18 protein-coding genes and 1 tRNA gene are annotated in these 20,114 nt (G+C 42.6%); 5 read left to right on the top strand and 14 right to left on the bottom strand.

Annotated features, from left to right (window positions below; all coding sequences use genetic code 11):
• Positions 1-198 precede the first annotated feature (198 nt).
• Complete coding sequence (gene ndk / locus RT034_RS10145; protein ID WP_309596860.1) at positions 199-630, bottom strand: nucleoside-diphosphate kinase; 432 nt, start codon at positions 628-630, stop codon at positions 199-201.
• Between the two features lie 292 nt (positions 631-922).
• On the opposite strand from ndk, the gene RT034_RS10140 reads away from it, so the two are divergent.
• The 3 genes from RT034_RS10140 to RT034_RS10130 all read left to right on the top strand — a co-directional run bounded on the left by RT034_RS10140 (position 923) and on the right by RT034_RS10130 (position 2,885).
• Positions 923-1,738 (top strand): phosphodiester glycosidase family protein, encoded by an 816-nt coding sequence (locus tag RT034_RS10140; RefSeq protein WP_313016372.1) that lies wholly within the window; start codon positions 923-925, stop codon positions 1,736-1,738.
• Positions 1,739-1,888: 150 nt separating this feature from the next.
• Positions 1,889-1,965: transfer RNA gene (locus RT034_RS10135), tRNA-Ile, on the top strand.
• 311 nt (positions 1,966-2,276) lie between these two features.
• Positions 2,277-2,885, top strand: a complete 609-nt coding sequence (locus tag RT034_RS10130) for a TetR/AcrR family transcriptional regulator (RefSeq protein WP_313016370.1) — start codon at positions 2,277-2,279, stop codon at positions 2,883-2,885.
• 195 nt (positions 2,886-3,080) lie between these two features.
• On the opposite strand, the gene RT034_RS10125 is transcribed toward RT034_RS10130, so the two are convergent.
• The 3 genes from RT034_RS10125 to RT034_RS10115 form a co-directional block, all read right to left on the bottom strand.
• A complete protein-coding gene (locus RT034_RS10125; protein ID WP_004961451.1) occupies positions 3,081-3,380 on the bottom strand; it encodes a DUF1330 domain-containing protein in 300 nt (99 codons plus the stop codon).
• Between the two features lie 3 nt (positions 3,381-3,383).
• Positions 3,384-4,067: a type 1 glutamine amidotransferase domain-containing protein gene (locus tag RT034_RS10120; RefSeq protein ID WP_050323949.1), complete on the bottom strand. Its 684-nt coding sequence runs from the start codon at positions 4,065-4,067 to the stop codon at positions 3,384-3,386.
• A 631-nt stretch (positions 4,068-4,698) separates the two neighbouring features.
• Positions 4,699-5,001 (bottom strand): putative quinol monooxygenase, encoded by a 303-nt coding sequence (locus tag RT034_RS10115; RefSeq protein ID WP_313016367.1) that lies wholly within the window; start codon positions 4,999-5,001, stop codon positions 4,699-4,701.
• A 574-nt stretch (positions 5,002-5,575) separates the two neighbouring features.
• On the opposite strand from RT034_RS10115, the gene RT034_RS10110 reads away from it, so the two are divergent.
• Positions 5,576-6,574, top strand: a complete 999-nt coding sequence (locus RT034_RS10110) for a zinc-binding alcohol dehydrogenase family protein (RefSeq protein ID WP_313016365.1) — start codon at positions 5,576-5,578, stop codon at positions 6,572-6,574.
• A gap of 262 nt (positions 6,575-6,836) precedes the next feature.
• On the opposite strand, the gene bfr (RT034_RS10105) is transcribed toward RT034_RS10110, so the two are convergent.
• The 10 genes from bfr (RT034_RS10105) to RT034_RS10060 all read right to left on the bottom strand — a co-directional run bounded on the left by bfr (RT034_RS10105) (position 6,837) and on the right by RT034_RS10060 (position 18,112).
• Positions 6,837-7,307: a bacterioferritin gene (gene bfr, locus RT034_RS10105; RefSeq protein WP_096488544.1), complete on the bottom strand. Its 471-nt coding sequence runs from the start codon at positions 7,305-7,307 to the stop codon at positions 6,837-6,839.
• A gap of 35 nt (positions 7,308-7,342) precedes the next feature.
• Entirely contained in the window at positions 7,343-7,822 is a 480-nt protein-coding gene (gene bfr / locus RT034_RS10100) for a bacterioferritin (protein WP_313016362.1), read from the bottom strand.
• Between the two features lie 202 nt (positions 7,823-8,024).
• Entirely contained in the window at positions 8,025-8,228 is a 204-nt protein-coding gene (locus tag RT034_RS10095; RefSeq protein ID WP_007116452.1) for a (2Fe-2S)-binding protein, read from the bottom strand.
• 76 nt (positions 8,229-8,304) lie between these two features.
• Positions 8,305-8,706: an ExbD/TolR family protein gene (locus RT034_RS10090; RefSeq protein WP_313016360.1), complete on the bottom strand. Its 402-nt coding sequence runs from the start codon at positions 8,704-8,706 to the stop codon at positions 8,305-8,307.
• 47 nt (positions 8,707-8,753) lie between these two features.
• Positions 8,754-9,419, bottom strand: a complete 666-nt coding sequence (locus RT034_RS10085) for a MotA/TolQ/ExbB proton channel family protein (RefSeq protein ID WP_313016359.1) — start codon at positions 9,417-9,419, stop codon at positions 8,754-8,756.
• Positions 9,420-9,668: 249 nt separating this feature from the next.
• Positions 9,669-10,475 (bottom strand): TonB-dependent siderophore receptor, encoded by an 807-nt coding sequence (locus RT034_RS10080; protein WP_313016357.1) that lies wholly within the window; start codon positions 10,473-10,475, stop codon positions 9,669-9,671.
• A gap of 68 nt (positions 10,476-10,543) precedes the next feature.
• Entirely contained in the window at positions 10,544-11,644 is a 1,101-nt protein-coding gene (locus RT034_RS10075; RefSeq protein WP_313016356.1) for a TonB-dependent siderophore receptor, read from the bottom strand.
• Between the two features lie 84 nt (positions 11,645-11,728).
• Positions 11,729-13,753 (bottom strand): TonB-dependent receptor domain-containing protein, encoded by a 2,025-nt coding sequence (locus tag RT034_RS10070; protein ID WP_313016355.1) that lies wholly within the window; start codon positions 13,751-13,753, stop codon positions 11,729-11,731.
• 222 nt (positions 13,754-13,975) lie between these two features.
• Positions 13,976-16,747, bottom strand: coding sequence for a molybdopterin-dependent oxidoreductase (locus RT034_RS10065; protein ID WP_313016353.1), 2,772 nt, complete (start codon positions 16,745-16,747; stop codon positions 13,976-13,978).
• 39 nt (positions 16,748-16,786) lie between these two features.
• On the bottom strand, positions 16,787-18,112 hold the full coding sequence (locus RT034_RS10060; protein WP_313016350.1) for an NAD(P)/FAD-dependent oxidoreductase: 1,326 nt from the start codon (positions 18,110-18,112) through the stop codon (positions 16,787-16,789).
• Positions 18,113-18,591: 479 nt separating this feature from the next.
• Here RT034_RS10060 and RT034_RS10055 point away from each other — a divergent pair, with 479 nt between their 5' ends.
• The gene (locus tag RT034_RS10055; RefSeq protein WP_313016348.1) at positions 18,592-20,064 is read left to right on the top strand and encodes an MFS transporter; all 1,473 of its coding nucleotides are present in this window, start codon (positions 18,592-18,594) and stop codon (positions 20,062-20,064) included.
• Positions 20,065-20,114 lie beyond the last annotated feature (50 nt).

The following is a 20,114-nucleotide window of genomic DNA, read 5'->3' as shown; positions in this document are numbered from 1 at the left end:
ATCAAAATTTCCTCATTATGTTCTTTTGTATATTAAATGTTCAACACAACCTAATATTATTTTTGCATCTTTGCTTTTTTATCCTATTTTTTATCTCTAATTTTGAGTAATAAATCATTCCTATTGATAGGCAATAAAAAAACGATAGCCAATAAAAAAACGGCTTAAAGATTTAAGCCGTTTTTTGTTGTGTTAGGATTAACGCGTACGTGGGCAAACTTCATTATCACTGAAAAAATAGCTGATTTCACGGGCTGCAGATGTGGTTGAGTCTGAACCGTGAACCGCGTTTTCATCAATGCTGTTAGCAAAGTCACGACGAATCGTGCCTTCAGCGGCGTCTTTTGGATTGGTAGCGCCCATGATTTCACGGTGGTGAGCCACTGCGTTTTCCCCTTCAAGTACTGATACCACCACTGGGCCTGAAGTCATGAAAGAGACTAAATCGTTGTAAAATGGACGTTCTTTGTGCTCAGCGTAGAAACCGCCTGCTTTTTCGTTATCTAAATGCAACATTTTTGCTGCCACAACTTTTAAGCCTGCTTTTTCAAAACGGCTGTAGATTTCGCCAATGTGGTTGCCTGCGACTGCATCGGGTTTGATAATTGATAACGTACGTTCAATGGCCATGTTAAATTCCTTTAAAATTGAAGGGGATTATGATTTTAAGTGTGAGAAACTGTAAAAACAGCCCGTACACTGCCCATTGGGCATGTCAAATCACGATTTGAACAAACGGGGATGCTGTTCTTAGTTGCCTATTATAATGATATTGATGGCAAAAACTAGTTTAATTCATCACTGTTAAGTCGAAATTGCTAGAATATCAAGTTGAACAAGTTTTTTGTAATAAATCGCGGATATATTCTGTGATACGCAACTATGGTATAATAGTAAATAGCTTAAATTTTCTGTCAATGGTATGACGCTCTCAAATATCACAAAAACACAAGCGGTTGTTGTCAGCCTATGCTTGGCGCTATTATTGGTGGCAAGTATCGGTTTGGCACGTCAGTTTACTGTCAAAGCCATCCCAGATTGTCAGCAAAAAAGCCAGCCGTTCGATTATAGTATCTGCGAGCTTGATGCTAAAAACGCGGCGAATTTTTCACTGCAGTGGCAAAATCCCTCGTCCACGAGCCACCCATTACTACTCACTTTTACTGCCCTGCGCGATTATTTGGCAAGTGAGCAACCTGCCAAAACCTTGCTGTTTGCAATGAATGCAGGGATGTACGATGGCAATTTTGCCCCGATTGGCTATACGGTCATCAATGGCAAGCAAATCCGAGCCCTAAATCTCAAGCAAGGCGGCGGCAACTTTCACCTAATGCCCAATGGGGTATTTTGGCAAGATCGTCAAGGTTTTTATATCACTGAAAGTCAAAGCATGGCAAAAAAACTGGCAAGCGGAGCAAAACCGACCTTCGCCACCCAATCTGGACCCATGCTGGTCATCGATGGCAACATCCATCCGGCATTTGATGCCAATAGTACCTCGAGAAAATACCGCAATGGTGTTGGCGTGTGTGGTCGCAATCCTAGCCGCGTCAAATTTGTAATAAGCGACACGCCTGTCAGCTTTTATGAGTTTGCCGATTTGTTCAAATCGCAATTGGGCTGTGACAATGCGTTGTTTTTGGATGGCGGTAGCGCCTCGGCATTGTATAGTCAGACGCTCTCACGCAATGACAATAAATACATGGGTGTGATGATTGCGGTGACACAAGACAAATAATGCGTATTCGGTGAGACAAGTTTATGCTGATTTAATCAGCGTTTTGCATAAAATTATCCATTTCCACATTGCAAAAATAATTTTTTAAGGTATTATAATCAGCCTAGTTTTGACAAATTTGCTTAGCAATATTTGTGATACTACGCTTTCGGGCCTATAGCTCAGTTGGTTAGAGCAGAGGACTCATAATCCTTTGGTCCACAGTTCAAGTCTGTGTGGGCCCACCATATAAACAACCACTTAGGTGCATTAATCCTCAGTGGTTTTTTATTTTTTAGCTTGCAATGATTAAATAGCAATTAGCGTCAATCCCTATTTTAAAACCATACTTCTAAATCCATACTCATGTGATTGGGTTTTGACTGTTTGAATCAATCACCTAATCACTATCTAATTTTATATAAATACTTGTTTTATATTGAATTATTGATGTTAATAGTTAACACATTCAATGAAAACGTCTTTACATTCATTGTAGATAAGTTATAATAAAAACTATACGACTGGTCTATTTTTTATAATAGCGTACACAATAACTATGGAGTCTGCCCCTATCAAGAAGTCTGAAGCAAAACGCTTACACATTCTTAACACCAGTTCTGACCTGATTTTGCATAAAGGTTTTAGCGGTGTGGGATTACAAGAAATTTTACAAAGCTGCGACATCCCTAAAGGTTCATTTTATCATTACTTCAAATCTAAAGAGTCTTTCGGCTGTGAATTGGTACAGTATTATGTAGATAATTACCAACGCCGTTTAGATGAACTATGGCATAGCGACCAATCCGCTTATCAAAAACTAATCGGGTATTTTAACCTATGGGTTGAAGATCCTAATGCGCCGTGTAGTTGGGCAGATAGCTGTTTAATTGTAAAACTTGCGGCAGAAGTCGCTGACCTATCTGAAGATATGCGCGCTATTATGTCCGATGGCGTCGATAAGGTAATCCAGCGGATTGCTGAAGTCATCGTTTTGGGCAAACAAGATGGTTCTATCCAAGCAGAGACTGATGCCTTGACGTTAGCCCAAGTGACTTACCAAATGTGGATGGGCGCGGCGTTACTAAGTAAGCTGCAAAAAGATAAAACACCATTACATCAAGCGCTAAAAGCGACAGCATTTTTATTAAAAAGTGGAAAGTCTTAAAACTTAGCTTTGCTGGCTTAACACCTCACTAACTTAGTTTTACTACCTTAGCTTCACGACAATGATAGCTGCAAAAATTATAATAGCAGCCCAATCATTATGTATTACTGGGCTGCTATTACATCAACTTGATAGCAATGCGTCTCACTCATGTACTAACTTGTGAGTTAGCACATCTGATAGCAGTGCTTTTTCTCAAATAGCGTCTTCAACACCTTCAATAATAAAGGCACGATAATTTGCCCCTTTTAGGCGATGTTGTAATGCTTCTTGATATATGGGACTGTGATACCAGTCTCGCGCGGCTGCCATATCAGGAAAGCGTAGAATAACAGCGCCTTCAATTTCATTGCCTTCAAGCACTTCTAATTGACCATAAAAAGCTAAGGGTGTTAGCTCACGACCTTCACGAGCAAGCGGCGCTTTTTGTGCATATTGCGCCAGTTCCTCAGCGTCCGTAGTTTGCTCACGGGTAAATACCACATATGCAGACATGGGCTACTCCTTATTTAACAATTCAAGCAGTGCGCTGGCGGTTGCAGCAGAAGAGGCAGGATTTTGTCCAGTAATTAGCAAGCCATCTACTTGGACATACACTTGCCAGTCACCCGCTTTAGAATAATGACCACCTTTTTCTTTGAGCATATCTTCGACTAAAAACGGTACAACTTCGGTCAATCCTACCGCTTCTTCTTCAGTATTGGTGAAACCCGTCACAGATTTACCGCTAACTAAAGGCTTGCCATCACTGGTTTTTACATGACGAAGAACACCTGGGGCGTGACAAACTGTCGCAACGGGTTTTCCTGACTCAATCGCTTGTTCAATTAGAGCAATTGAAATCGGATCTTCTGCCAAATCCCACAATGGACCATGCCCGCCTGGGTAAAACACGGCATCATAATCAGCGATAGAAATTTCGCTAAGTTTATGGGTCTGTGCCAATGCTTGCATTGCCACGGGATCTGCTTCAAAGCGATGCGTGGTTTCAGTTTGTGCATCGGCTAAGTTACTTTTTGGGTCTAGCGGTGGCTGCCCACCTTGAGGTGATGCTAGGGTAACTTCAACACCCGCATCAATAAAGGTGTAATACGGTGCTGCAAGTTCTTCTAGCCAAAAACCTGTTTTCTTACCAGTATTGCCGAGTTTGTCATGTGAGGTCAGAACAAGTAAAATTTTCATATTATTTTCTCTGATAATTTTTAGAATTTGGGTTATTGCTACATGAGCACACCAGTAAGTCGTGTGCGCAATGTACAAGATGCCGAGCAAATCAATCCGTTATTTAATAGCACTGATTGGTAGCATCGACTCACAGCATTGAAAAAGATTGCGCGACTGATATCTATGCAAACATTGGTCAACGCTAGTCAACACTGGGATTTTGCTGTCATCATGCCGTCACTATACACAAAAATAGACCAGTCGTCTATTAATTTGTAGTGTAGATTTATTGATAGTGTAAATAATAAAATTTAATCCATCGGGAAAAGCAGTTTTTTTAAGTAAGATAGCTAGTTTATAAGTTGATTTAAGACTTGGTAACGATTAAAACAACAAAGCGATATGATTAATTACAGGGTAAGTAGTTAAATGGCGCAAAGTCTAAATTTGCACATGGCTTGCTATCAGCAAGTTTAGAAAATATTGTAATTGGATATATGTAGTTAAATAAACGTCAATGATATAGTAGAGGATGACAGATTAGCTAAGTGACTGATTTAATTGAACTGATATAATAAAGAGCTGCTTTTTAGTTAATATTTTAGGCAGCTCTTTAAGAAGCTTAAACTCAAAAGAATTGGGCTTTAATCTAAGCTGGCAGTTTACTCGCCAACACATCTACTTTTTCAATAGAAGGCGGTTGTGAAAATAGTTCATCTGCTTGAGCCATCAAAGCGGCGGCAACCTTGCCCGATAAATGAGCCTCGCGACCTGCTTCATCAGGAAATGCATCAAAAATACCAAAGGTTGAAGGGCCAAGGCGTAGACCAAACCAAGCAACTGTAGCGGGTTCTTCATTGACGATAGGCAGACCAGCTTTTAGGAAATCTTCTACTTGTTGTTCTTTACCTGGTTTAGCTTCAAGACGGACATATAAAGCGGTTTTAACCATCACTAATACTCCAATATTGACTAGCCGACATTGACTAGCATCAAAATTGAGTCTAAACCACTGTTATATTCATGTCAAACGGCTTTAGCACCTAGCTTTGTTGTATAAAGGTTACATAAACATTTGCGCTTTAAGTCGTGGGGAATGTCTGTATCAGCTTAAATTTGAGGTTGATATTACCCATTTATGCTTGCTTTAACCATAACCTTGCTTTAACCATAACCTTGCTTTAACCCTAACAAAGAAACAAGCATAAGTGATAAGGTGTAAATGATATTGCACTCGCTACCCTTAATTGGGTACACTGGTATAACAATAAATGACAGCATTTTACCAAGGGCTATTTTTGGCGAAAACACAGGCGCAAAATGTGAGCTTAGCTCGCATTCTTAACCTTGAGCCCTTAACCTTGCGACCTTGACCTTGCACCTTTAGCCTAGCCTAGCCTCAGAATATCCACTATTTTTTATTAATTCTATCAGATTAGGCTGACTGACCTAAACCAGCCTGTCTGCAATACACTAAAAACACTGCATTAAATTAAACTAATCCACTATTACAAAAGGACAAATCCATGAAAGCCGTATCGTATGTTATCAGTAACCAGGATGATTTTAAAAATTCATTGGTCGATATCGAAAAAACCAAGCCTACACTTAAGGAGCGTGATGTACTGGTAAAAGTTCAGGCAATCTCTGTGAATCCCGTTGATACCAAAGTGAGAAAAAATTCGTCTGAAGCAAATAATCGGATTTTAGGTTGGGATGCCGTTGGGGAAATTATTGAAATTGGCTCAAAAGTTACCTCGTTTAAAGTAGGAGATTGTGTTTGGTATGCTGGCGATTTAACCCGAGATGGTAGTAATGCTGAGTTTCAAGCAGTCGATGAACGAATTATCAGTCTTAAACCAATTACAGTCTCTAATGCAGAAGCCGCAGCATTGCCATTAACTGCTATCACCGCATGGGAAATGCTGTTTGATCGGTTTCAAATTTCAGAAACCGACGTTGGCAGTATTTTAATTATTGGTGGTGCAGGCGGTGTAGGATCAATCGCTATCCAACTCCTAAAAGCAAAAACCAATCTGACCGTGATAACCACAGCGTCACGTGAAGAAACGAAATCTTGGGTGGAATCACTGGGTGCCGACCATGTCATTGATCATAGCAAAGATTTAAACGAACAAATCGAGGCATTAGGTATTGAAAAACCAAAATACGTCTTCTCTACCAATCATACAGACACCTATATCAAGCAAATAGTTTCTCTGATTGCACCACAAGGTAAGCTTGGATTGATCGATGATCCACAAACCTTTGATATTATGCCGTTTAAGACTAAATCTATTTCTATCCATTGGGAGTTGATGTTCACCCGCTCAATGTTTGAAACCGATGATATCGAAAAGCAAGGTGATCTGTTGCAACAGGTTGCCCAGTTAGTTGACCAGCAAAAAATTAGAAGTACGCTTAACCAAAATCTAGGCAATATTAACGCTGCAAACTTGAAGAAGGCGCATAAGCTGCTTGAATCAGGCAAGTCAAAAGGCAAAATTGTATTAGAAGGTTTCTAACACGCATCTTGTAGAACATATCTTGGGTAAAAAAGTCCCTTAAAATAACTCACCAAACGGCTGGCAAAATGAACACTGCCAGCCGAAATCACTCATCATCTTGGCTATGCCAATATGCCAAACACGACAACTAAAACTGTAATCAATAAAGTACTGCCACTAAGATGATGATAAGCCATGCCATCAGTATAGAGATGACAGAAATCAACGCAGCTTGGGTATATTGACGGTTCATACAGTTATTCCAACATACTAATACGCTTTATGAATCTAATAAACTTTGCGTATAATTTTCGATGCCCATCGAGGTCATTAGTTCCATCTGCGTTTCTAACCAATCAATGTGCTCTTCACTCCCGTCTTTGAGTTTGATCAATAATTTGCGAGAGACAAAATCGCTTTTCTGCTCACATAAAGCAATCGCATTTTTGATGATGTCAGTTTTTTGATACTCTAGTTGTAAATCACAACGCAAAATTTCAGCGACATTTTCACCGATTAAAATTTTGCCAAGTTCTTGCAAGTTTGGTAGACCATCTAGCATTAAGATACGCTCAATGAGGTCATCTGCCCATTTCATCTCATGAATCGACTGATGATACAATTTTTCGTTAAGTTCACTTAATCCCCAGTTTTTGGCGATACGCGCGTGTAAGAAGTATTGGTTGATAGCAATCAGTGCCTGACCCAAAACTTGGTTTAGCGCTCTTAGAATTTCTTTATCGACTTGCATAATGTTTACCTTAGTTGCCTTATTGCTTGGTCGCCTTATTCAGAGATATCACCGAGCTGAGATTGCAGATAATTGGCTAGTCCCATCATATCAATCAGTCTTAACTGCTGCTCCAACCAATGCGCATGATCTTCTTCAGTATCGACCAATTGGGCGACCAAAATCTCACGAGTTACATAGTCTTGCTCTTGCTCACAAAGCGCAATGCCGTCTTTAAGATGTTGTCGAACCGCATACTCAAGCTGCAGATCGGCTCTTAGCATACTTGGCACATCATGACCGATGTTGATATCGGCAACTTTCATGTTGGGTGTGCCTTCTAGCATCAACACCCGATTGATTAAGGCACGCGCATGATCGCTTTCTTCTTCCATTTCATGATGCATACGCGTATGAAGTTTTGGATAATGCCATTCATGATACATTTGCGCATGAATAAAGTACTGGTCACGAGCCCCCAGTTCACCACTAATTAAGAAGTTTAGATAATCAATAACAGCTTGGCTGCCTTTCATGGGTATATCCTTGAAAAATGAACAGAAACAAAGGTTGGGTATTATCTGAAATACTAAATTAAAGTGACGTTAAAAACAATTCATCGCAGCAAATAATTTACAATATTTGTCAGTCGCTCATTCATTGAGATTAATGAATAAGTTTGGGTGTGTACGCTAACAGCTCATTAGGCAATTTAATAAACTAGGCAACGTTAATACATTAGGCAACTTCAATAAATAGGTGCGTATAGTTATTGATGCTCTGGGCGTACTCTTCGAGATAACCTTCAATCATAGGCTGACAGCCGCCACAGCAAGTAGCCACATCAAGCTCAGCTTGTAATGCTTCTAAGCTGTCATGACCTTGTTCAATGGCTGTTTTGATTTGACTTTCTTTGACGGCATTACAGATACACACAAACATAAGCACCTCGTTGATAAATTTTCTTATATAATAATGATAATTATTCTTATTATCAATAAAAATTTTCTCAATCAGGTTATTCACTGACAAACGCAATCTTGGTTAGCTTGTTTTCGCTTGCTATTGCTAGGATTTGTGCGACGGTATCATATCGACTGTCTTTATCGACGCGTAGCTGAATGCTTGGTGTCTCGCTTAATTTGCCTTGTTCGGCAAAGCGCGTGTTTAATTGCGCCAAACTGATACCGGCATCATCCCAAAAAATCTTGCCATCTTTATCAATGCTTACTTGTATCACTTTGGGCGGGGCTTCATTGACTTGTGCTGAGGTTTTGGGCAAATTTAGCGGTACACTGGGATTGATTACCGTTGCCGTCACCAAAAAAATAATCATCAAGACCAGCATGATATCAATCAGTGGAATCAGATTGATTTCATTCATGCCCGTCGAAGCGTCATCACCGAGTTGAAATGCCATAAATTATTCCCTGTTTATTTATTTATCTGTTTAGCGATGGGTCAAAGTTAGGCGTTTTTCAGCATTAAGTCAGCGGCGTTAGTTTGTTGCTTGGGCTGCGAGCTGGTTTGCAAATGGGGTTGAGCGGCTAAACTAGTTTGCGTAACTTGGCTGGAAGAATTCATTAACACGTTGGCAAGCAAGGTATGCGCCGTGTCATTCGCTTGATGCATGGCTTTGCGATTGATTCGTACTATGACATTGTACATAATGACCGCAGGAATCGCTACCGCAAGCCCAAGCCCAGTCATAATCAAAGCCTCCCCAACCGGCCCTGCGACTTGACCAAGTCCTGCTTGACCTGATTTAGCGATGCTATGCAAGGCATGAAAAATCCCCCACACGGTACCAAATAGCCCAATAAAAGGGGCAATGGCAGCGGTCGTGCCAAGGATATTTAAGCCCTGCTCACTGGCAAAACGGTAGCGATTGAGCTGTTGCAGTAACTGCTGCTCAGTGACTAATTTTTGATTGTCTAGGGATAAGGTGGTCAGTTGAGATTGCTGTTGGTAAATTTGCTGGGTCAAATCTTGCGACACTGTCTTGGCAATTTTTTGGCTATTTAAGATACGTAAAATGCCTGTAATCCAAGACAACATCGATAACGCAATTAACACAAAAAATAACGTCTTGGTCACTACATCTGTATATTGCCAGTAATTTGCAAAATCCATAATCATTCCTATAACACGATAAATATAACAACTAACGTTAAATGTTAGTATAAATGATAATCATTATCAACAAAAATATTAAAAATTAGGCTAAATTGAACAAGCGACTGTATTAAACCACGTTAATTAACCCACTTTAAAATATTAAGCAACTTTGAAATCAAATGGCTTTAAAACCTCAATTTGCTTCTTTATATTCGCTTTGTGTTAGCTTTATATTGTCAAAATAAAGTTTTGTCACATCGCCGCCTAAAATTTATAGGTTAAATTTGCTCGCAGGGTACGGGGTTCACCAAACATAATCATAGCGGCATTCGGGCTTGTGCCTGAATAATAGGCTTTATCGGTTAAGTTTTTGACCGACAGACCCAATTGCCAATGGTTGGTACTATAGCCTGCTTCAACATCATATAGGGTATAGCTTGGTAAATCGACTTTAGATGAGCCACGCTCAACATGATGCTGCCCTTCATAACGAGCCCCTGCCCCGACATACCAGCCCAAATGCGATGGCGCAAAATAGTATTGTGTGCTGATATTGAAGGCTTGTTTGGGTATGTGGTTGATACGCTGACCGACAACATAATCTGATTTGTTGGACGCTTGGGTGATTTTGGCGGTGGGGATATAGCTATAGCCTGCGCTAACGTTCCAGTTGTCATTGACTGCTGAAGTCAGTTCAGCCTCAAAACCTTTGGTTTGTTGCTCGCCAACCGCCACATTATAAGTCTCTGTGCCATCAGTATAACTTTCGCTGACGTTTTTTCGCGTCAAATCATAATAGCTCAGCGAGGCTTGGGTGCGCTCGTCTGGCGTTTGCAGTTTGACGCCAATTTCGTATTGTTCGCCTTTTTCTGGGTCAAGTAAATCGCCATCTTTGCCCGCGTCCGTGGTCGCCAAAAATGCGGTGGCATAGCTGATATACGGCGCAATTTTTTCATTGACTTGATACATCAATGAGGCTGAGCCGGTGAAAGCATTGTCAGAATTTTTGACGGTGGTATCTTTTTTCAAATCGTTGCTTTTGACATCTGACCAATCATGACGCCCTGCCAAGTCGATAATTCAGTGAGAATTCACTTTGATAGTATCTTTGGCATATAGCCCCAGATACTGTAAATAATTTACACTGTGCTTGTCGGTGGTGTACCGCTTGCCAAAATCGCATCGGCATCGGCTACACGTCTTGACAGCGCAAAGTTTTGCTTGAGACGCCAACCTGAGTCAAAATCATGGTTAAGCTGATAGCCGAGACTATAGCGCTCATCTTGGACAGTATAATTGGGCTCACCAAAAAATAAACTCGATGGGTATGTCTTGTAGGCGTTATTTTGTAGCGGTAGCCCTTGTTGGCGGATGTAATCATGCTTTTGGTAGCTTGCCAACAAAGTGACATCCGTGTTATCACCGAGTGCAAAACGATAAGAAGGCGCTAGATAGTAATTTTTGAAATACACATAATCGGTGGGGTCATTTTGGTCAGAAACACGACCATTGAGACGAAATGCCCCATCGGTTGAGCCATTGGGGGCATAGTTGATATCAAAGGCTGCTTGATAAAAATCGTTGCTGCCTGCGGAGAGTTTGAGATTTTTAAATGTTTCGTCTTTGGGTTTTTTGGTCGTTAAATTAACCACACCGCCTGGCATCATCTGCCCAAAGCCGACGCTGTCGGGGCCTTTGACCACCTCGATTGATTCTAGCCCAGAGATATCCATACTATTTAAAAAATTGCTAGAAGTCGCTGTGCGCATCCCATCGACCAGGATCTGTGAGCTTGCTAATTGTCCGCGAATCGCAATATCATCCCAACCACGACGACCATACTGCCCTGTCGTTACCCCTGCCACGCCTTTGAGCGCATCGGCTAACGTGGTCGCCTGTTTTTGTTGCAGCTGATTTTGCGTGACCACGCTCACCGATTTTGCACTATCAAACAATTTTTCATCCGATTTTAAAATAGTGGTCGCTTGGGTAGCAGCATATTGCTGACTGGCATCTTCTGCCCGAATGATAATAGTGTCAAGCGTGGTAACGGCAGGCTGTGGGTCATTGCCATTATCAGTTAAAGCCGCCGTACTCACTGCACTGGCAGTCGTATCCGTCTGGGCATAAGCCATGGTAGTAAACGTAGAAAATACACCGATGAATACCCTAGGCAATTGTCTTGATACCCCGCCAAACCTTGTGGTAGTAGGACGGGTAAAAAATTGGATTTTGGACATAAGCAAAATTTTTCTGCAATATTTTATGAAAATATTAAACCGCAATGGGCCATCCATCATGCTGATGGGTATCACCCATTGATTTTAAAACTGATAACTTAGCGCTACTTTGACATTGCGTCCCATGGCTTTATCACCGGTATTGGATACGTGCTCATAGTAGTAAGCATCTGTAAGGTTATACACACCAGCATCCACGGTTAATTGCGGTAACGCGCTTGGACGATAGCTACCAAATACATCATAGGTGGTAAAACTTGGCAAATCAGCGACGGCAGTAGCACTGGTGCGACGCGTTAAACCTTTGACATGGCGGATGGCACTTCCAAGGCTGAATTGGTCATTGAGGTCATAATTAAAGCCAAGGTTTAACTGATCGCCTGAGTCTTTGTTGAGTTGGTATCCTTGCTCGGTTTCGCTTTTGGCATGGGCATAGCCTGCATTCAATCGTATATTGTTTAGCCGATATTTTGCGCTCAGCTCATAGCCTTTAACGGTAGTCTCGCCGGCATTGATGTAGCTAGCACATTGCCCGTCTGTCACTGAGTTGCCTGTGCTACAGTCAATGCCTGTTATGCGGTCGATTTTATTGTCATACTGGGTATCAAAGACTTTGGCTGTCAGAGACATACTGTCTTGACTGTCAAACACCCCTTGAAAACGGCTACTGATACCGAGCTCTGCGTTTGCGCCTGTTTCTGCTTCGATGTCTTTATTGACGAAGGTTTGCCCAGATTGGTGAATGGTTTCTGGCAAGGGTGGTCCATTAAACAATTGGGTATAACTGGCAAATAAGCTGTGGTTTGGCGTCAGTTTAAATTCCCCTGCCAATGCGCCCGACACTTGATTATAGTCGTCACTGCTTAAGCGCTCTGATGGCTTATAATGGTCAAAGCGCACGCCAGGCGTCAGCGCAAATCGTCCCAATTCGATTCGGTCTTGTAAGTACACCCCCACGCTGGTAGCGTCTTCTGTGATATCACTACTCTCTAACGTCGCTGATTTTTTATAGCCTTCTACCCCATAGTTGAGCGTATGTGTCAAAGCATGGTCACCATGATGTTGCGTCAGTTGCTGTTTGATACTTGCCGTCATGCCATCGGTTTTGCCTGACGTGGCTATACGCATGGGAGTAGTTCCGCGCAGTCCTTGCGACAGCGATTCATTGGTCAAATGATAAATTTTGCTGTTTAGCTCAAAATTGCTATGCGGTTTATACTCATAGCCGAGTGCATAGGTTTCATTATTGGTGTAGCCAGGATGAATATTAGCGGGTAAATTGGCTTGGTAGCCGATATTGGGGCGAAACGGATAGTTGCCGTCATTGTCATAGCTTTGGTAACTGGCAGTAATTTTGTGACCTTCTGCCGGCATCACATTGACTTTGGCTAGTATACTTTTGATAGTAATATCATCACCTTGGATGTGGTTGCTTTTGCCATCTTCGCCGCCATCGCTGTCACGCTCACCATAAGACACAATCATGTCCAACTGCTCATTGGGTTTGGCATAGGTCGTTAGGCTTCGCTGAAATTGCTGATCGTTACTGGCATAGCCAAGTTTAACCTTTGCCCCCATTTTTTGATTTGGTAGTAGCAAGTCCTGTGCATCCACCGTGGTAAACGCCACACCGCCACCGATGGCATTATTGCCCAAAGTCACCGAGTTATTACCCACTGACACTTCTGTTGTTTTATACAAATCTGGGTCAAGTCCACTAATCCCGGCATGGTGAAAGCCGCGCGTTTCCGGTTGGCGCACCCCATCCACGGTGATTTTTAAGGCACTGCCTGCATTGTCTGAGCCCAAACCGCGAATATAAATATGCTGATCCATCCCCGAAGTGCCACCGACATTCACCCCAGCAACCGTCGGTAAATATTGATTGAGTAAATCAGCTTGCTGTACCTTGACTGAGCTGTCGTGGCGGACGTTCTCAGTCTGTTTGGCTGGGATATATTGACGGGCATTAAAAGTAATAGTCTGCAAAGTAGTGACGGGTTCTGGCTCACTCGCTATTGCCAACGGTGAATAAAGGGTGGTTAATACACACAGACTTAAATAGCGCAAAGCACCACGCGGCGGTAAACTAGCATTGGCAGTATTCATAAAATCACTCAGATATATAAAAAAAGAGAAGCGTTACAAAGCGGTAAGAATAATAATATAAATGATAATCATTATCAATTAATTTTTCCAATTATTTCCCTTTTTTTCGGATATCTAACGCTAGTTATCTATAAGTAACCAAGTAAAATCAGGCAGTATTAAACGAAATTATAAAGTGGCTTAAAGTTCGCCCAATAATCCATTCAACAAGTTATAACAATTTCACCCCGCCAAAATTTTGCTAATCTCTCCTATACAGGAGCCACAATTGGTGCCTGCTTTGCAATGTTTGCCAACCTCAACGACGGTTTTGCAGTGATATTTTTTTATCGTCTCAACAATGGTATTTTCTCCCACTGACATACAAGAGCAAACAATCCGCCCTGTATCAATAAAACCCGTGGCAGGTTTGCCCATTAGTAGCCATTTACGCGTATGGCTATTGAGCGTTGTGCCAAATTGGCTATCTAGCCAGTTATGGGTAGGTAGTTTATGCTCGTGGGTGCTCAAAAATACTAGCGCATGGACTTGCCCGTTTTGCAATATCGCAAGGCGTAAATCTTGGCTGGTGTTATCGGTATCAATATGTTGATAATGGATAATATCAAAGTTGTAGGCTTGCGCTGGTTGATTGAGCCATACACTTAACTGCTGTTGCCAATATTGCTTATCAAACCAAGTGGTCATGACCGCAGACTGATTATCAATGGCAAAAAAATACTGGCTACTGTTTGACTGGCGATTACGCACCCAATAAGTCATATCTGGCGATTCGAGCCAAGTTAGCAGGTTTTCATCACAATGTTTATCAATCAATAACCATCCAAATGCTTGCATGGTTAGCTTTTGCAGCCTGACAGGTTGGTGCTTGAGCTGCGGTTGCTGTGAAAAGGGGTCATGATGATTGCTGATAAGCTTACCGACACGCGCATTGGCGGCAAAGTGCTGATTCCAGTGCATAGGTATAAATACATCGCCTTGGCGTTGCTTTTCAGTCACATCAGCCCGCACTAAGATAGTACCATTGGGACTGTTAATTTGCACAAAATCGTTATTTTGTACACCTAAAGGTTTGGCGTCACTCGGGTGAATCGCAACCAGTGGGTGCGGTAAATGCTGATTAAGCTGTGGGGCAATCCCTGTACGGGTCATGGTATGCCATTGGTCACGCGAGCGACCTGTGTTAAGCACCAGTGGATATTGCTCATCAGGCAATGACTTGGGTACCGCAGGATTAACGGTGACAAAATGCAGTTTTTGGGTATCGGTATAAGTTGTGCCGATAGTGGTGTGTGCGTCTTGTTTTTGTAGTCCAAAATAATGCGGTTGACCCCACTGAAACGGTGCCAAGTTATCATACTCGTTTTGGCTAATATTGGCTAAATGGCTGATGTTAAAACTTCGGCTATCTGTATTTTTTTCACCGCCATTCTTCTCGCCACTAAGCCGAGCGTGTTCGGCAAACACTTGGTAGTCGTGGGTGTAATCAAAACCCACAAAACCCATTTTCTGTGCTACTTGGCTGACTATCCACCAGTCGGGCTTGGCATCAGCAAATGGGGTGACTAAGCGACGCTGACGAGAGATACGGCGTTCGCTGTTGGTGACCGTGCCTGATTTTTCACTCCAACCTTGCGCGGGCAAAGCCACATGAGCAAAGTCGAGCGTGTCGCTGTCTTTTGAGCAGTCAGACACGATGACCAGTGGGCATTGCTGTAACGCCATGGCAAATTTGTCTGCTTCTGGCAGACTGACCACAGGATTGGTCGCCATAATCCAAATCGCTTTAATTTGCCCCTCCAAAATAGCATCGGCACATTGGGTTGCCTTGACACCATCTTTACCACTAATGCTAGTCGGTGCTTGCCAAAAGTTGGCTACCGTTTGACGATGGTCGCTGTTTTTGAGCTCAAAATGACTGGCTAGCAGATTGGCTAACGCCCCGACCTCTCGCCCACCCATGGCATTGGGCTGTCCTGTGATTGAGAACGCCCCTGCCCCTTCATAACCCAGTTTGCCTGTATAAAGGTGGCAATTGATAATGCTATTGACCTTATCAGTGCCATTACTGGCTTGATTGACACCCATTGAGTAAAAACTCACGGTTTTCTTGGTAGTGGCAAACAATTGGTAAAACTTGGTTAAATCACTTTCGTCGACACCGCAGATTTTGGCAACTTTTTTAATCGTCCAACTGTCACTGGCTGCAAGCGCATCAGCAAGATTGTCACAATGCCTAAGATAATCGTGATTGGCATAGTCGTTTTGGTGCAAGTAATTGAGTAGTCCGACAAATAAATGGGTATCTGTGCCAGAGCGAATCGGCAAATGCAAGTCGGCAATCGCGGTGCTGTCAGTGGCTCGCGGGTCAATCACCACGATTTTTTTATTGGGATTGGCTTGTTTGCTGGATTTTAACCGACCAAATAAAATCGGATGACACCACGCCATATTCGAACCGATAATGATAAATAGGTCGCTGTTTTCGATGTCTTCATAATTACAAGGCACAGTGTCCGAGCCAAATGCTCGCTTGTAGCCAGCCACCGCTGATGACATACACAGTCGAGAATTGGAGTCCAAATTATTGGTACCCAAAAAACCTTTAGTAAATTTGTTTGCCACGTAATAATCTTCGGTGAGCAGTTGCCCCGATACATATAGCATAACGCTGTCGGCGCCATATTCATCAATGGTCTGTTGCAATGATTTAGCAACAAAATCGGTGGCGGCGTCCCAATCGACTGGCTCGCCATGAATCATCGGATGGGCCAAACGGCGGTCACGATCAAGCGTATCGCCCAACGCTTTGCCTTTGGAGCATAATTTGCCAAAGTTGGCAGGATGGTTTGGATCACCGTCAATGCTGACGTGTTGGGTATTCTCATCAATCGTCGCCAACACGCCACAGCCAACACCGCAATAGGCACAGGTGGTTTTGACTTGGGTCAGGGGAGATTTTTGTGGTGCTAAATGTTGTATAGTTGTTGTCACACGTTAACCTTTTACTATTTTTAATTTCTACCAGTCAGATCAGCCCGCCAGCAACTCTTCACAAAACGCTTTGCCAAACAGTAATTTATCTTTGATGGCTGAAATATCTTGTTGATTTTGAATCAGTTCAAAAAACCAACCGCCCTCTTGTACATCACCATATAGCACTGCAGATAAAATACGGTTGTCTTTTACGGTGATTTTTTGATAGATGCTATGGCTAGGGTCTTGATAAATCAATTGCTCGCAGTCGTGACTCACATCGATATCACCTGCCGAAAATAGCGCCACGCCCGAGACCTTTAGCTTGGTTGCCGTTGGTTGTACGCTAAACACGGGCGAGGTGCTACCTGGCTGCTCGTTTAAGGTATGTAGCAGAATATTGGCTTGCTCATACACAGGTGCGACTAGCCCAAATAGCTGGTTGTCAAACTGTACACACTCGCCAATCGCATACACGTCTGGGGTATGGGTTCGCATTTGGTTATCAACCAAAATCCCCCGCTCGCAACTGATACCGACCTGTTGCGCAAGGGCAATATTGGGTCGCACGCCGACGGTCATGATAATGCAATCGCTGTCAATGGTTTTGGCAGGGATGGATGTGTCGACATTATCCGTGTAAGTTAGTCCAGTAACCTGGTTATCCTTATCTACACAAATCGCTTGGGAGTTGGCATTGAGCACAAACTCAATACCTTTGTTTTCAAAGTAAGTTTGCAGTAAATCGGCAGCGGTTTTATCCAGTTGGCGATTGAGTAAATAGCCTGCCCCATGCACCACAGTGACTTTCGCTCCCTGTTGTACCAAAGCATTAGCAGCCTCAAGACCGAGTAATCCACCGCCGATAACCAGACATTTTGGAGATTTTTTGCCATTATGATTGTTTTTTGCGATATCTAGCATAGCATCCACATCGGCTTTGGTACGAAAGCCCATGACGCCTTTTGCGGTATGGTTGGGCAATGGCAAAATAAATGGCGTTGAACCTGTGGCAAACACCAATTTGTCATAGCCGATAGTTTCGCCACTGTCGGTGATGACCCGATGAGCAGCAAGATTGATATCGCTAACAGTGCAGCCTGTCTTTACAGTGATATTATGGTTGGCGTACTCCTCTTGAGAAAATAGATAAATCTCAGCGAAGCGTTTTTCCCCTGCTAATACAGGCGATAGCATAATACGGTTATAGCCTGCATATGGCTCGCTGTTGATAAGCGTGATGGCAAACTCATCTCGACTTTGTTCGCCTTGGCTGTCAATCCCCAGTCCGCTGTGGGTACTCAGTCTGCTTTTGGCATACTGCATGGCAAAGCGTGTCCCTGCCATCCCTGCCCCTATGATAAGAATGTGTGTGTGTTGCATTATTTGGCTGACCTTGCTTATCCGACCCGATATTTAATACTTTAGAATCTAGCACTTTAAAATTTAATAATTCAAAATCTATGCCAACCGTTTTAAACCGTTGTTTTTTACTGTTTTTTATGGTGTTTTAAATTTTGGCTATTATTTGTCGGACAGTGTGATGGATGTTGACCACTCTTTGAATTTAACCTCTTTAACTGTAGATAACTGTTTGAGGGTTTTTAAAATATTTTTAGACATTTTTTTGCTTATTTATTTGCATTATTCTTTTACCTTATCGATTACTTACCAAAATAGTGCAGTACAGCATCAAATTTTTATCATTTATGCCAATCGGTGAAAGTTTTTTCACAGCAAAATAGCTAATTGATGGGTCATTCAAAAAAATTATTGCAAAAACAAAAGTTTATGACAATGGCATAAATATTGCTTTTACCTTGTTACCGTGAACCGTACAGGCTTACTTAAAGGAGAAGCAGATGTCCCAACGTTTACCGCTGTTTGCTATGAAATTACCCCGTATCAAGGTGTTACATTACACCTGGTTTGCTTTTTTCGTCACCTTTTTAATTTGGTTTGCTCATGTGGCATTGATGCCCACCATCAAACAATATTTTCATTTGAGCGATGGGCAAGTCAAAGCGATCTTGATGCTCAATGTGGCTTTGACCATTCCTGCTCGTTTGCTAATCGGCGCGATGGTCGATAGATACGGCCCCAAGCGTTCATATAGTGCTGTGTTGTTGATTAGCGGTTTTTTGTGTTTTGTGTTTGCTTTTGCTCAAAGTTTCCAAATGCTGGCGATTGGTCGGTTTTTGCTAGGTTTTGTCGGTGCAGGATTTGTGGTTGGGATTCGTTTGATTTCAGAATGGTTTCCTGTCAATGAAGTCGGCTCGGCAGAAGGGGTATACGGCGGTTGGGGCAATTTTGGGGCGGCAGTAGCGTCAATGTCGATGCCGATTCTTGCCTTAGTGTATGGCGGTGCAGACGGTTGGCGGTATGCGATTGCGACCACAGGCGTGATTGCGATTGTTTATTCGGTCATTTTTTATCGTGGTGTCAGTGATACACCCAAAGGCGCGACTTATTTTAAACCAAAAAAATCAGGCGGCTTGGAAGTATCAAACAAGGCAGACTTTTACTTTTATGCGGTGATGATTTTACCGGTTTATGCGATTTTGTTTTTGTTGGCGTGGCGTTTGTCACCTAGCGGATTAAAATTATTAACCGCTAATCAAACCATGCTGGCATATGCGGTGGTGGCGGTGCTTGTAGTCTATCAATATATCAAAATCTGGTCAGTCAATAAGCATTTATTTGATACATCTCGCCCTGCGGTAAATCCAGAATATGGTTATCAGTTTAAACAAGTGGCGATTTTGGACATGGCGTATTTGGCATGTTTTGGCTCTGAGTTGGCAGTGGTGTCGATGTTGCCGCAATTTTTTATTACCAACTATGGTGTATCGCATACTTTAGCAGGGTTGACTGCAGGCTGTTTTGCGGTGATGAATTTATTTGCTCGTCCTGGCGGCGGTTTTATGTCCGATGCGGTCGGTCGTCGTAAAGTATTGATGATTGCATTGGCAGGGCAAACGGTGGGTTATCTGCTAATGACGCAAATGACCAAGTTACCATTGGCGGGTGCAGTGGCAATCGTGCTGCTTACTTCTGTATTTGTGCAAGCAGCATGCGGTGCAGTGTACTCAGTGGTTCCGCTCATTCAACGCCGTATGACAGGACAAATTGCTGGTATGGCGGGTGCCTATGGTAACGTAGGTGGGGTATTGTTTTTGACTATTTTCTCTATGGTATCGCCAACAGGATTCTTTATTACCCTCGCGATTTTTGCAGGGATTGCCTTTATTGGCGCGACCTTCCTGAGCGAGCCACAAGGACATATGGTCGAGGTGCACGAAGATGGCACGATTGAGCGAATTGCGATAGCGTAATCGCTCTTTAAATCCAACCAAAAAACAGTCGACCAGCGGACAAAGAAGTC

Source organism: Moraxella sp. CTOTU48841 (assembly GCF_032061225.1).
Classification (GTDB): domain Bacteria; phylum Pseudomonadota; class Gammaproteobacteria; order Pseudomonadales; family Moraxellaceae; genus Faucicola; species Faucicola cinerea.
Note: the sequence above shows the minus strand (reverse complement) of the source record. Positions and strands in the feature narration are given on the sequence as shown.